Source organism: Micromonospora sp. NPDC048894 (genome assembly GCF_040649765.1).
GTDB lineage: Bacteria > Actinomycetota > Actinomycetes > Mycobacteriales > Micromonosporaceae > Micromonospora > Micromonospora antibiotica.
Map to the genome: position 1 here is coordinate 428126 of NZ_JBEZFY010000002.1, position 12864 is coordinate 440989.

General features: G+C 74.3%; 13 protein-coding genes. 2 read left to right on the top strand and 11 right to left on the bottom strand.

Annotated elements, in window-relative coordinates; genetic code table 11:
- Positions 1 to 112 precede the first annotated feature (112 nt).
- The 9 genes from AB0C22_RS05785 to AB0C22_RS05825 all read right to left on the bottom strand — a co-directional run bounded on the left by AB0C22_RS05785 (position 113) and on the right by AB0C22_RS05825 (position 9548).
- On the bottom strand, positions 113 to 1150 hold the full coding sequence (locus tag AB0C22_RS05785; protein ID WP_357533718.1) for a hypothetical protein: 1038 nt from the start codon (positions 1148 to 1150) through the stop codon (positions 113 to 115).
- Positions 1151 to 1213: 63 nt separating this feature from the next.
- Positions 1214 to 2998: a TraM recognition domain-containing protein gene (locus tag AB0C22_RS05790; RefSeq protein ID WP_357534028.1), complete on the bottom strand. Its 1785-nt coding sequence runs from the start codon at positions 2996 to 2998 to the stop codon at positions 1214 to 1216.
- Between the two features lie 5 nt (positions 2999 to 3003).
- Positions 3004 to 4740: an ATP/GTP-binding protein gene (locus AB0C22_RS05795; protein WP_357533720.1), complete on the bottom strand. Its 1737-nt coding sequence runs from the start codon at positions 4738 to 4740 to the stop codon at positions 3004 to 3006.
- Positions 4737 to 6230 carry an SCO6880 family protein gene (locus AB0C22_RS05800; RefSeq protein WP_219461381.1) on the bottom strand — a complete coding sequence of 498 codons (1494 nt, stop codon included), beginning with the start codon at positions 6228 to 6230 and terminating at the stop codon, positions 4737 to 4739. The genes AB0C22_RS05795 and AB0C22_RS05800 overlap by 4 nt, the downstream gene beginning before the upstream one ends.
- 66 nt (positions 6231 to 6296) lie before the next feature.
- Complete coding sequence (locus AB0C22_RS05805; RefSeq protein WP_219461378.1) at positions 6297 to 7493, bottom strand: hypothetical protein; 1197 nt, start codon at positions 7491 to 7493, stop codon at positions 6297 to 6299.
- On the bottom strand, positions 7494 to 8204 hold the full coding sequence (locus tag AB0C22_RS05810; RefSeq protein ID WP_357533722.1) for a hypothetical protein: 711 nt from the start codon (positions 8202 to 8204) through the stop codon (positions 7494 to 7496).
- Positions 8201 to 8563 (bottom strand): hypothetical protein, encoded by a 363-nt coding sequence (locus AB0C22_RS05815; protein WP_255597559.1) that lies wholly within the window; start codon positions 8561 to 8563, stop codon positions 8201 to 8203. Before AB0C22_RS05815 ends, AB0C22_RS05810 begins: the two co-directional genes overlap by 4 nt.
- A 116-nt stretch (positions 8564 to 8679) precedes the next feature.
- Complete coding sequence (locus tag AB0C22_RS05820; RefSeq protein WP_208566200.1) at positions 8680 to 9018, bottom strand: hypothetical protein; 339 nt, start codon at positions 9016 to 9018, stop codon at positions 8680 to 8682.
- Positions 9015 to 9548: a hypothetical protein gene (locus tag AB0C22_RS05825; RefSeq protein ID WP_255597558.1), complete on the bottom strand. Its 534-nt coding sequence runs from the start codon at positions 9546 to 9548 to the stop codon at positions 9015 to 9017. Before AB0C22_RS05825 ends, AB0C22_RS05820 begins: the two co-directional genes overlap by 4 nt.
- Positions 9549 to 9732: 184 nt before the next feature.
- On the opposite strand from AB0C22_RS05825, the gene AB0C22_RS05830 reads away from it, so the two are divergent.
- Positions 9733 to 10536, top strand: a complete 804-nt coding sequence (locus AB0C22_RS05830) for a transglycosylase SLT domain-containing protein (RefSeq protein WP_219461368.1) — start codon at positions 9733 to 9735, stop codon at positions 10534 to 10536.
- A gap of 38 nt (positions 10537 to 10574) precedes the next feature.
- Positions 10575 to 11012, top strand: coding sequence for a DUF4913 domain-containing protein (locus tag AB0C22_RS05835; RefSeq protein WP_219461365.1), 438 nt, complete (start codon positions 10575 to 10577; stop codon positions 11010 to 11012).
- A 118-nt stretch (positions 11013 to 11130) separates the two neighbouring features.
- Here the strand turns inward: AB0C22_RS05835 and AB0C22_RS05840 are convergent, their stop codons facing one another.
- A complete protein-coding gene (locus tag AB0C22_RS05840; RefSeq protein ID WP_219461363.1) occupies positions 11131 to 12195 on the bottom strand; it encodes a zf-HC2 domain-containing protein in 1065 nt (354 codons plus the stop codon).
- A gap of 100 nt (positions 12196 to 12295) precedes the next feature.
- On the bottom strand, positions 12296 to 12850 hold the full coding sequence (locus AB0C22_RS05845) for a sigma-70 family RNA polymerase sigma factor (protein WP_208566204.1): 555 nt from the start codon (positions 12848 to 12850) through the stop codon (positions 12296 to 12298).
- Positions 12851 to 12864 lie beyond the last annotated feature (14 nt).

A 12864-nucleotide genomic window follows, 5' to 3' on the forward strand; every position in this document is an offset into this window, starting at 1 on the left:
TGGGTGGAGGGGTCGGGGTGTACCCGCCCACCCACCACGCCGTCGGGGTGCCGCCGGTCCACGTCCCTGGACGCGGCGGCACCCCGACCTGGACGGTCACGGCAGGCGTGACCTACCGGACGACACCCCCGCCACCACCGCTGTTGCCACCGCCGCCGCGCCGGTGCTGGTCACGGGTGCGGTCGGACCCGTTGCGCCGGCTCACCGGCTCGTGCGACGAGCCGCTGTCGCGGCCGCTGGTCCGCGAGGTGTGGGTACGGGAGGTGTGGTTACGCGAGGTGGCCCCGCCCCTGCGGTGCGAACTCGCGGTGTCGGCGACGTCCCCCCGGGCCTCCGTGTCCTGCCGGGGACGCCCCGGCTGTTCCCGGGGGCCCCGGGTGACCATGAACGCGGAGCCCGCGCCGTGCACGATCGCCCCGGCGTTGCCGGCCGTGGTGTCCTGACCCGGCGCGTAACCGACGCCCCAGGTGAGCGCGCCCGCGGCGGCCACCGCGCCGTAGGCGGCCCGCACCATGTCACCCTGCCGGCCGTTGCGCAACGAGTTGACCACCTCCTTGCCCACCACGTACATGCCGGGGCCGGCGGCCAGGGCCAGGCCCACGCTGTTGGCCACCGCGTTGCCGCGCAGGCCGGCGCTGCCCTGCACCCCGGGCGACGCGACCAACGACACGAAGTTGACGATCCGCTCGTCGTTCTCCACGACCCACCGGCCGGCCCGCTGCGCCCAGGTCTCCACCCGGTTCTGACCCAGCCGGTGCTCGCTGGTCTCCCCCGCGCCCCACTCGACGCTGATCGAGTCCCCCGGGCCGGGGCTGCTGCGGCCCGAGGAGGTCGACGAACTGTACGGCTGGCCCACCTCGGCCCGGTAGTCGTCGGCGGTGTACTGGCCGTAGCCCGACTGCACCGACGAGGTGCTCGGGGCGCCCTGGCTGTAGTTGCTCGGCGTGTAGGCGCCCGGGGTGTAACTGACCTGGCTGTAGTTGCTGGGCGTGTACGTGCCCGGGGCGTAGCTGACCTGGCTGTAGACGCTCGGCGAGTAGACGACCTGCGGCTCGGACTCGGTCGGGGTGGGCGGGTAGTGGACGCTGTAGTTCTCGCTGCCGGTGGGACTTCCGCTCCCGCCCGGTGGTGGCTGATGGGGTGAGGACACCTGGGCTCCTTGATGCTCGACCAGCGGTTGACACGCTCATTACGACCGGCCCGGCGTCCCGGTTCAGCCGGCGGTCGGGGTTTCTCGCCAGTTCGCCTGCCACGGCGTCGCGGTGGCCTTGCCGGCGGCCCGCTCGGTGATCGCCGCGACCTCCTGCCGGGCCTGCGCCGAGATCCGCCCCGCGTCCGGCTCCTTGTACCAGGGCCGCAACGTGATCACCGCCGGCCGGATGCCGGTGGCGAGCAGCAGCGCGGTCCCCTTCGGCAGGGCCCGGATCCGGTCCGGCGGCAGCACGTGTTCCTGCCGGTACGAGGTGGACCGCGACGAACCGTCCCGGCTGCGGGAGACGCTCACCGTGCTGACGTCGTGCTGACCGACCAGCTTGGAGACCTTCTCCACGAAGTCGGCGTCGTCGAGGCCCGCGCCGAGCAGCTTGATGGTGGCGGCGCCCCACAGCGCGTCCATCCCGGCCTCACCCCAGACCCGGGACCCCTGCCGGTAGCTCTGCAACAGGGTGACCACGTTGATCCCCCGCGATCCCAGGTGCGAGTAGAGGTCCGGCAGGTCGGAGATCCGGCACACGTTCGCCGCCTCGTCCAGCACCGCCGTCATCGGCGGGTCGAGCCGGCCACCCATCCGTTCGGCGGCGACCACCCCCGCCCGCAGGGTCGCGTCGGCCAGGCCGGCGATCACCCCGGCGGCGGAACCGCCGCCGTCCTTGGACAGCAGGAAGAGGGTGTCCCGGCCGAGCACGTGCCGGTCCGGGCGGAACTGCGGCAGGTACGGGTCCGGGGAGACCCAGGCGAGGATCTCCGGGTCGAGCAGGCACGCCACGCACTGCCGGGCCGTCTCGTAGATGCCGTCGCGGGTCTCCACCGCCCCGCGTACGGTGCCCTGCAACTGCTCGGCCATCGCCGCCATACCCGCGTCGCGGAGCAGGTCGATCGGGGTACGGTCGGCCGGGTCGGCCAGCCAGCCGAGCAGTTCGGCGACGGGGGCCCGGCCCCGGGCGGCGGCCAGGAAGAGCGCGGTCAGGGTGTTCTGCGCCGCCGAGATCCAGAAATCCTTCTTGGCGGTGTCGTCGTTGACCGACGCCACGAAGTGACCGGCCAACCGGCGGGCCCCCTCGATGGTGACGCAGTCGGCGAGGATGTCCCACCACATCTGGCGGGGAACGTGCGCGATGCCCTGCGGGTCGAAGGTCCACACCGTACCGACACGTTCCCGCTCGGCCCGGGTCACCGCGTACACGTCGGACTTGTTGGAGGTGAGCAGCACCGCGCCCCGGGCCCGCAGCACCCGGGGCACCGCGATGCCGGTGGACTTGCCGGCCCGGGGGGCCATCAGGTCCAGCTCCACGTCCTCGAAGGAGGAGCGCAGCTCCGGGCCGTTGGGTGACAGGTCACCGAGCAGGTTGCCGGTGTCGTCCGGGGCGAGTTGCCGTACCCCGGCCAGCGAGGGACGCAGCTCCCGGGCCCGGGCCGCGATCCCGGCGGGCGTCAGCGGGGCCAGGTCACGCACCCGGGCCAGCCCGACGCCGCGCCCGCGCAGGTCGAGCAGCCGGCGACCGACTAGCACCGCCGGCACCACCACCAGCAGCGCCACCACGAGCATCCCGGAGTAGAGCGCGTACGGTGACGCCCCGGGCCAGAGCGCGCCGGCCGCACCGGAGATCACCATGAAGTACGCGCCGAGCGTGAACGGCGGCGTCTGCCAGCCGTGTCCGGTCACCCCGGCACCCAGGGTGCCGCCCAGCCAGGCGACCGTGAACAGTGCCGCGTTGGCGAGGACCACCAGGCAGAACGCCCAGAAGAACAGGTCCGCGCCCCGGGGCGAGCCCGACGACATCCGGCTCACGCGTGCCACCCCCGCTCACCGGCGGCGACCTGGTCGGCGAGGTGGGCCAGCTCCGGCCGGGTGGCCAGGTTGCCCAGTTCCGCCTCGACCTCGAAGGCCGCCTGCCGGGCCGCCGCCCGCTCGGCGGCCTGCTGGGCGGCGTACCCGTTCTGCACCCAGCGCTGGTTGGTGTCGTGCAGCCGGCGCTCGGTGTCGGTGATGGAGACCCGGATCGGGATGCCGGGTCGGCCACCCACCTTGATCAGGAACCGGCCCCGCCCCGGTGGCTCCTCGTTGCTGCCGGTGCTCGCCCAGCCCGGCGGCGACGACCAGGAGGAGACCAGCTCGATCTCCCGTTTGGACAGGCCGATCACCCGACCCAGGTCGGTCATCTCCGCCGCCGGCAGCCCGGCGCAGGCCACGATCCCGGCCCGTTCCACGAAGCCGCGCGCCTTGGCCCGGTCGGCGTCGGAGCCCAACGCCTCGGCGTCCTTGAGGGTGTGGGTGATCTTGGCATCGCCGAGGCCGAGCGACCGGTTGAGCCGGGTCAGCGCGTCGATCCGGTCGACGATGCCGGACGCCGCCCGCAGCGGCCGCCACAACTCGTCGAGGATGGTGAAGAACCAGCGGCGCGGGGCCAGCCCGGCGTCGGCCATCGCGTGCGACGCGGCGACCGTGCCCAGGCCCTCGGACCAGGCCGCCAGCATCGCCGCCGCGGTGAGCTGGGTGTCGGACTCCCCGATCCGGGAGATGTCGATGCACACGGCGGGGGCGTCCGGGTCGATCCGGGTGGAGGTGGACGAGCCGAAGGTGTCACCCAACGCACCGTCGAGGATGCCCAGCAACGACCGGTGCAGCGGGTCCACCGCGTCCCGGTAGCGGCTCTCCTGCCCCCGGTCCAGGGTCACCGCCCGGACCCGGTCGGGCCCCTCCTCCAACACCCGCAGCAGGTCCGGCAGGAGCGGGGCCCGGCCCTGCGGGGTGCGTTCCCGCAGGTGCCGCAGACAGGCGGAGAGCACCGACTGCTCGTGGTCGTCCAGCGCCCGGCCGCGCACGATGGTCAGCAGCGCCGCCACCATGTTCAGCACCCGACCGTGCGTCTCGGCGGCCAGCGCCCGGCCGGCCCGGCCGCCGATGCGTTCGGCGGCCAACCCCATCGCCCCCGGGTCCAGCACGTTGATCCCGCCGACGCCACGCCCGATCGGGATCACCTGACCGCCGAGGGCGCGGACCGTGTCGGCGTAGTCCGGCTTGAGGTCGCCGAGCACCAGCGGCACCACCCCGGTCGCGGCCAGGCCCACCGCCATCCGGTTGATCAGGGTCGACTTGCCCAGGCCGGGCATGCCCAGCATGAACAGCGACGGATTGGAGATGTAGCGGGCCCGGGTGAACCAGGAGATCGGATCACCGCAGACCGTGGCGCCGGTGAACAGGTGCTGACCGAGCGGCACCCCGGACATCGGCGCCCCCGAGCCGGCCGAGAACGGCCACAGCCCGCACGCCTGCACGGTGGTGGCCCGCCACATGGTGGGCGCGTCCAGGTAGCCGACCCGGCCACCGCCGGGCCCCTCCCAGCCCCGGGCCGAGGGGGGCAGCTCACGGCGGGGCCGGGCCGGTCGGGTCTTCTTCGGCGCAACGGGGGCCTCGTCGTCCGGGTCGCCGACCACCCCGGCCAGCGCGGTCCGCGCCCCCGAGGTCCCGACCGGCCAACCCGCCCCGAGCCCACCCGCGCGCAGTGCCGGTGCGCCGGTCACATCGCCTCCTGAAGTTCGTGTGGCAGCACGGTCTGCTCCCACGGAAGGATTCCGGTCGGCAGGGTGCAGGTGAACGCCGCCGCCTGCATCCGGTGGGCCGGCCGCATCGCGATCCGGGTGGCCCCGGTCATGTTGCGCACCAGCACCGACGCGTCGTCGAGCTGGGAGCGGTCGTCGACCGTGACGGTCAGCATCAGCGAGAACTCCACCAACCCCGCCCCGGTGGCCTCCTCGGCGGCGGCCTGCTCGGCGGCGCGTACCTCGGCGGCGGCCCGCGCCTGCACCATGCCCCGCCCGGAGGTGGCCATGAACTGCGCGGTCCGCCGATCCGCCTCGACGATCCGGGCCGAGGTCGCCGGGTCGATCGGCCGGTAGAGCAACGCCACCCGCTTGCGGCGGGTCCCGGCGGAGGCGTCGAGCATGGTGCGCAGCACACTGGAGCGCACCGTGCCCCGGGGGGCCAGGGTGAGCAGCCAGGTCCGGGACACCCCGGAGTCGTGCTGGTAGGCGTCCACCGACTCGACCGCGGCGACCGGCCCGCAGTCGGCCCACTCCAGGCCGGTCCGCCCGTGCTCGGCCCGGACGCTGAGCACCTCGGCGGCGCAGGCCGGGTCGTACGCCACCCGGACCACCTCGGCGATCTGCTCGGCGGTCAGCGGCTCGGCGACACCCCCACCGGCACCGATCAGCCCGGTCAGCAGGCTCGGCACCCGGATGGCCAGGTCGGTGACCACGTCCTCCGGGTCCCGCCGTGGCCCACCCACCGGGGCGTAGGTGAGGGTGATGTACGAGTTCATCTCCGACGACGCCGACGGGTAGTCCTCGACCACCTCCTCCAGCACCGCACGGGCGGCGGCGGGGGCGGCGGCGTCCAGCCGGGGCAGCACCTCCGCCGCGAGCCGGGTCCCCGGGTCCGGGGCGGTCTCCACCACCACCGACGCCCCACGCAGCCCCGGTTCGTGGGCGAGCCGGGACAGCCACTCGCCCCACAGCGACACCCACGTGTCGACCTGCTCCGGGTCGACCAGCGAACCGCCGTCGGGCTCACACCGCAGCACGATCGTGTAGAGGTTGCGGCTCTTGTGGTGCAGCACCCCGAACGGTCGGTCGTAGGCGTCCCGGCCTTCCCGGGCGAGCACCCCGCTGAGCAGGCCGGGCGGGGGGAAGCGGCCACCCGGTCGGGCCGAGAGCGGCCCCGAGACGTACAGGTGCTCCCGGCGGGACACCCGACGCGACCAGCCGATCCGCAACGCCAGGAGCTGGTACAGGTTACGGCCGTCCTGGGTGCGTACGGCCATCGGCAGCAGGGCCACCACGAGCGGCACGCCGACCACGAACGCCGCCTGCAGCGACGCCAGCGAGGCCAGCAGCACCAGCACCAGCCCGCCGAACACCCCGACGGTGCCGACCAGGCCGAGTGGGCCCAGCCCGGCCCGGCGGGGCCGACGCCAGTTGCCGTACGTCGGTTCGATGACGGCTTCGGTCGTCATTGCCTCTCCCTCGTCTCACCGGACCGCCGCCCGACCGGGTCGTCCGGTCGGCGGCGGTCCGCGCTGTCAGTTGTGGCCGGCGTCGCCGTCCGCGCCCGACACCGTGCCGGCCGCCATGTTCCGACCGGTCCGGGCCGCCCGTTGCGCCCCGTCGATCGCCACCCCGACCGGTCCGGCCAGCCGGGCCGCGGAACCCGCGGCGGCTGCGCTGCCGCCACCGGTGCCGCCGGTACGGCCGGTGCGTCCCTCGCTGCCAGCCGGGCCCTGCCCGCCGGTGTCGCCCCGACGGCCCTGCGGTCCGCGCGCCCCGGACGGGGCGCCGCCACCCCCGCCGCCCGAGGACAGGGCGGACCCCGCGACCCGCTTCGCGCCGGAGGCGACCATGCCGCCCGCGGCCGAGACGGCGGTCCCGGTCGGGTCACCGGTGCCCAGCGCCGCCGTGGCCGGCACCACGATCTTGAGCAGCGCCGGCAGGGCGACCGCCGACAGCAGCAGGACGCCGATGCCGGCGATGCGGATGTGCGAGGAGTTCTGGGTACGGCTGCCGACGGCGAGCATCTCCGCCCCGGAGAACATGATCAGACCGACGGAGGGCTTGTAGAGCAGCCAGGCGATCGTCCAGCCGATGTGCTTGCGCCACCAGCCGGCCCCCCAGTTCGTCATCGACGCGGCGGCGGCCAGCGGCAGGGTGCCGAGCATGATGGTCATCACGCCCAGCCGCAGGTAGAGCATCAGCACGTGCACGATGGCGGCGATCAGCAGCAGGAAGGCCAGCACCAGCAGCAGGAACGACTCGATGGAGGAGCCGTTGTCCACACAGGGCACCCCCATGATCACTTCCATCGCCGCGGACCTGAGCAGGTGGTCGGAGAAACCGTCGGAGAGGCTGGCCGCCCGGCCCACCACCCACGAGCCGGCCCCGGCGACCAGGATGACCCGCAGGAAGCCCTGCAACGCGGTCCGCCCGGCGGTGCCCTTGCGTTCCATCGCCATCCGGGCGGCGGCGAACAGCACCGACCCGATCGCGAGATAGGTCACGACCCACTCGATCTGGTCGCTGATCAGGCTCGGCACGTCGTCCGGGCCGCCCTCGGTCGTGGTGCCCAGCGTCGGCACCGAGACGCTCAACTCGGCGAAGATGGAGATCGCGGCGGCCAGCATCAGGTTGGCGATCATCCGGACCAGGGTGCCGATCGGGTCACCGAGGAACGAGAAGAAGCCGGTGATGATGTCCAGGGGATTGGGAGGCGAACACCCGCCCATCTACTTCCTCCAGAGTGTGTAGCCGGCGCTGCCGGTGACCGTGCCCAGCGAGGCGTGCACCACCCCGGCCCGCGACGGCGCCACCTTCCAGTCCCCGGCGTCCCAACGCAGCTCGACCAGGGTCGCCACGTAGCCGCCGGCACCGGTCTTGACCAGTAGTTGCACCCGGGCCGTGTCGGCCGCGTACCGGGCGAGGGCGAAGCCGGCGTAGCTGCCCCCGCCACGACTGGTGACGACCCCGGCGGCGGCCTCCAGCCGGGCCACCAGCACGTCCCGGCCCGGTCCCGGCACCACCTGCCGGTCGGCCACCGTCCGCCAGGTGGCCCCGGCCAGTTGTGTGGGCACGGCGTGTGCCGCCAGCACCGCACCGATCGGGGTGTGCGCGAAACAGCCCAACACCCCGTCGGCGGTACGCGACGGTCCCTGGGTCGCGGAGACCGGCACCCGGTCCCCACCGTCGAGGGTCCGCCACGCCACGTCGTCCGGCGGCACCGCCGGCCCCGCCGCGACCACCGTCCGGGGCGGACACTGCGCCACCTGCGCGGCGGCGTTACGGGCCACCGGGTCGGCCGGGGTCTCCCGGGCCGCCCCGGACATCCAGGCCCCCGCCGCCAGCAGCGCCATGCCGGCGAGGAACGCCACCGAGAGGATCCAGCCGCGCTCGGTCCAGAACGGCGGGTCCGCCGGGGACCGGCCGCGCCCGCCGGTCACTGTGGCTGGCCTGCGGTGGTGCCGGCACCGCCGAGGAAGAAGTTCGCCAGCGGGCCCGCGACGGCGACCAGGATGCAGCCACCGAGCACCAGACCGAGCCGGGACATGTGCTCGGAACTCTCGCCCCGCTTCACCGAGATCGCCATCATCGTGCCGGTGATCAGCACCCCGGCCACCCCGGCGGCGGTGCCGGCCCAGGCGATCAGGCCCAGCAGCTTGTTCACCAGGGTGGTCAGCTGCCCCGGCGCGTTGGGGGTCGGGTTGATCCCCCCACCCCCGGCGGGTTCCGGGTCGAGGGCCATCGGGAAGCGGGCGACCAGGTAGGCGGCGGCGTACTGGGACAGGCTCGTGAACGACATCGGAACAGCTCCTTCGGGCAGGTGGCAGCACCGGAGGCGTCGACGACGCTCCGGCGGTGACGGGGTGGAACGGGCCGGCAGTGCGGGGTGCGCTGTCCGGCCGGCGGCGATCCGGCTCAGAGTCCGAGGTCACCGAAGAACATGACGAGTGGTCCGGCGGTCGCGCCGAGCACGCAGCCCATCGCGACGAACACCGCCCCACGGAAGTGGTCGCTCATCTCCCCGGGAACGCCCCGGTTGAGTTGGATGGCCATCGAGATGCCGAGGATGAGCAGCCCGGCGACACCGGCCGCGCTGACCCCCCAGGCGAGCAGGTTCAGCAGGTCGTCGGCCGCACCACCCGCCGGGTTGTACGGCGGCGGGGGTTTGAGGCTCGGCAACGGGGAGGGCGCCGCCCCCGGGCCGAACGCCAGGAGGTGGCCGGCGAGCCGGTCCACGCCGTACCCGACGGTCATGACGGACTCCCGTCCCTGGCCAGGCCGGTCGCCGCCCGGAGCCGTTCCAGGGGCTTGGGCATCCGGGCGGGCTGCTGGCCCAGCCGCCAGGCGGGTATCCACGGCACCCGGTGCACCGGCGCGACCGACCGCAACACCCGGATCCGGCGGGCCAGCACCGGCGGCAACCGGCCCGGGGCGTCGGCCAGCAGCACCAGGCCGGCCAGCCGCATCCCGGGCGGGTGACGGCCCTCCCGCAGGGCGTTGAGCGCCCGGGACACCGCCCGCATCCCCTCGGCGTCGGTCCGGCCGACCAGCATCACCGTGGCCGGCTCCGCCCGCGCCGCGTCCGGCCACCGGCAGCCCAGGTCGGTGCCGCCGAAGAGCCGGGTGAGCGTCGTCGCGCCGGCACCACCGTGCGCCGCGATCCAGCCCAGCCCCACCTCGGACAGCGACCGCCGGGGCGACGCGACCGGCCCGGGACCGGTCCGGGCGGACAACGGCCCCGGTGACATCCGCGATGCCGGGTCGCTCATCGTCGCGGACCCCATGCACCCACCTCCTCGCCAAATGTCGCTCCAGTTCGTCGGCGTCCCGGTTGAACCACCCCGGGTCCGGTCCCGTCATCACGGCGGGCCGGGCAGTCGACGGACGCCTCTACGGGGGCTCCCGCCCCCCGGTTCACGCCGGGGACCAACTTTTTCCACCGCGATGGTGAGCAGCCTGGGAGGCGACATGGCAACGTCCGACAACGACGGCGCGGAGCCGACGCAAGGGTCCAACCGCAGCAGCGCGGCCCTGATCGGCGCGGCCGTCGCGGCCGGGCTGAGCTGCCTGGCCACGCCGGTGGTCGGGGTCGTCGGCGCGGCCGCCGTCTTCGTGATCGGCGCGCTGGGCGTGCTGCTGGCCCCGCTGGTCGCGTTGATCCTGTTCTTCGGGGGCGGCGGTGGGTCGGCCGACCCGGTCAGCGTCGCCGACGACTCGTTGGCCGCCGCGCAGGGCGACGGCAAGGGGACCCTCGACCCCGACCAGGTGCCCGAGGGCCTGGTGGACAGCATCGAGGGCGCCGGGAAGACCTGCACCCAGATCGGGCCCGTGGTGATCGCCGCGCAGATCGAGGTGGCCTCCGGATGGGACCCGGCGAAGGTCGGCGCGAACGGGGAGAAGGGCATCTCCCAGCTCCCGCCCGCGGTCTTCGCCCAGTACGGCGAGGACACCGACGACGACGGCGACACCGACGCGACCGACGAGGAGGACTCGATCGCGGCACAGGCCAAGCACGTCTGCGCCCTGGCCGGGCAGGCTCAGGCCCTCATCGACGACGGCCAGGCGATCGGTGAGGTGCTCGACCTGACGCTCGCCGCGTACGCCGTCGGCATCGACGAGGTACGCCGGTCCGGTGGTGTGCCCTCGACCAACGCGGCGCAGCTCTACCTGGCGCAGGTCCGCTCCCTGTTCGCGAAGTACCAGGGGCTCGGCGGTCCACCGCCGTCGTTCCCGCCGACCGCCTCCCCCAGCGCGTCGCCGACCGGCGACTGACCCCGACCGACCCGCTGACCGACCGATGAGGAGTTCCGATGACGGTGACCCCGCAGGACCAACGCCCCGCCGGGCGGCAACAGCGCCCCGACGACGGCCCACCGCCGAGCGACGCGCCGCCGACCTCGCCGTTCATCCTCTACCTGCGCGACGAGGAGTACGCCGAGGAGCTGGAGCTGCTCAGCAACTGGGTCCGGCTGTTGCTCGTGCCGATCTACGCGCGGGAGGCGTCCTCGACCGCGCCGTGGTGCGGGCGGTGGTGGCAGCACCCCGAGGCGGTGGCGCAGTTGCACGGCCTGTGGCTCGCCTGGCAGGAACTCACCGGGCCCGACGCCGGGCTGTGCGGCCCGGCGAACTGGCACCGCGACTATCTGGAACCGGTGCTGAACAGTCTGCGTAGCCCGACCGGGCCGTTCGCCGGGTGCAAGGCGGGAGCACACCGGGCCAAGGAGGTCCCGCACACCGACCCGTACTGACCGACGGTGGCCCGACGACGGGGGCGGGGTCTCGTCCGCGATCCACCCGCGACGTCGCCGCATCCGGTCTACCCGGCCGGCCGGGGAGACCGGCCGGCTCAGCGGGAGACCGGCCGGCTCAGCGGGAGATCGGTGCGGTGACGACGGCGGTGCCGTCCACCAGGCCCACCGTGACGAAGGCCAGGTCGGCGACCGGCAGCGACAACTCGCCGGTCACCTCCTGCGGCCCGGTCGAGGCGGTCCAGTCCCGCACCACGTGCGTGACGCCGTCGCGGGTCACCGCGAACAGCCGGTACCGCAGGCCCTGACGCAGCCCGGTGGCGGTGATCCGGATGGTGGAGCCGCGCCCCTCGTCGGTGGTGATCGCCACCGAGAGGCTCACCCCCTGGGCCGGGGCCTCGCCGGTCGCGGTGAGCACCACTGCGCTATGGCCACCGAACCCGGTGACGGCCGCGACGCCACCGGCCAGGACGACGGCCACCAGGGCGGCGGCCACCCCACCCCAGAACAGCATCCGACGACGGCGGGCCGAATCCGGCCGGGTGCCACCCGTTGCGGACGCCGACCCCGGTCGGTCCCCGCCGGGGCGGCTCCCCGACGGCCGATTCCGGACCGGACGGCCGGCGTCGGCACGCGGACCGGTGCCCCGGCGAGCGCCACGCCGGGCCGTCCCGGCCGGTTCATCCGCTGCCCTCGGCGGGGTCACCCCGGCGCTCGGGTCCGCACCGGTGACGGTGGCGACCGGCTCAGCCGCGCGGGGTGCGTCGGTGGTGCGGGGTGCTGGGTCGGAGGTGCGGGGTGGGTCGGAGGCGCGGGTCGGTGGGTCGGGCACCGGCTGCCTCGGCACCACTACCGGGGCGGACGCCGCCGGCACGTCGGGGCCGACAGCCGGCGGCGGCCCGGCCGGTGGGGCGAGGCCCGGGGCGGGTGTGTGGCCGGCCGGCGGGAGGAACTCCGCCGGTGGCGCGAACTCCGGCAGGCCACCCAGGTCGTCCCAGTCGGCGGCGGCCAACCCGCCGAGGGCGCTGGTCACGCTGCCCATCTCACCGGCTGCGGACAGGCACTCCCCGCACCCGGCCAGGTGGGCCTCGAAGGCGACCCGGTCGGTGTCGTCGAGCGCGCCGAGCAGATAGAGGGCCAGGGCGGAGTGCTCAGCGGTGGGGTGTTCGCCGCCGGTGCGCATCACGCCCTCCTTTTCGACCCGGAGACACCGATGACGGTGTGACGACCCCCGGGACGGTGAGCGTCCGGGGGGTCGAACGGGAGATCGACACGTCGCGTCATCAGGAGGACTCGGTCGGGCCGATCGCTGCGTGCAGCGCGCGCACCGCATAGTACGTCCTGGACTTTACCGTACCCTCCGGGATGCCCAGTCGCTGCGCGGCTTCGGCGACCGACGAACCCTTGTAGTACATCTCGACCAGCACCTCGCGGTGCTCCGGTTTGATCTGTTGCAGCGCCAGCCGGACCGTGTGGGTGCTGACCACCCGGTCCATCTCGTCCTCGGCCGAGGCGAGCCGGTTGAGGTCGGGGATGGCCACCTCGGGCGGGCGGGACTGCCGGGCGCGCATCGCGTCGATGGCCACGTGCCGGGCGACCGTGTAGAGCCACGGCGCGATCCGACGCGGGTCCTCGGCCAGGGTCTCCAGGTTGCGCCAGGTGCGTAGGAACGTCTCCTGGACCAGGTCCTCGGCGAGTTCCTGCCGGCCGAGGACCAACCGGGTGAGGAACCGCAGCAGCGGCCCCCGGTACTGCTCGTGGATCGCCCGCATCAGGGCCTCGGGGGAGGCCCGTTCGGTCGCCGCGTCGCCGGTCACCCCGGGCGCTTCGTTGGGCACCGCCGACACAGAAC

What these genes read in the sequence shown, in the direction of transcription:
- AB0C22_RS05790 (WP_357534028.1), bottom strand. Translation starts at nt 2,998, where the DNA reads ATGTCGTCGGGCTCGCCCCGGGGCGCGGACCTGTTCTTCTGGGCGTTC.
- AB0C22_RS05800 (WP_219461381.1), bottom strand. Translation starts at nt 6,230, where the DNA reads ATGACGACCGAAGCCGTCATCGAACCGACGTACGGCAACTGGCGTCGG.
- AB0C22_RS05805 (WP_219461378.1), bottom strand. Translation starts at nt 7,493, where the DNA reads ATGGGCGGGTGTTCGCCTCCCAATCCCCTGGACATCATCACCGGCTTC.
- AB0C22_RS05815 (WP_255597559.1), bottom strand. Translation starts at nt 8,563, where the DNA reads ATGTCGTTCACGAGCCTGTCCCAGTACGCCGCCGCCTACCTGGTCGCC.
- AB0C22_RS05820 (WP_208566200.1), bottom strand. Translation starts at nt 9,018, where the DNA reads ATGACCGTCGGGTACGGCGTGGACCGGCTCGCCGGCCACCTCCTGGCG.
- AB0C22_RS05825 (WP_255597558.1), bottom strand. Translation starts at nt 9,548, where the DNA reads ATGGGGTCCGCGACGATGAGCGACCCGGCATCGCGGATGTCACCGGGG.
- AB0C22_RS05830 (WP_219461368.1), top strand. Translation starts at nt 9,733, where the DNA reads ATGGCAACGTCCGACAACGACGGCGCGGAGCCGACGCAAGGGTCCAAC.
- AB0C22_RS05835 (WP_219461365.1), top strand. Translation starts at nt 10,575, where the DNA reads ATGACGGTGACCCCGCAGGACCAACGCCCCGCCGGGCGGCAACAGCGC.
- AB0C22_RS05840 (WP_219461363.1), bottom strand. Translation starts at nt 12,195, where the DNA reads ATGCGCACCGGCGGCGAACACCCCACCGCTGAGCACTCCGCCCTGGCC.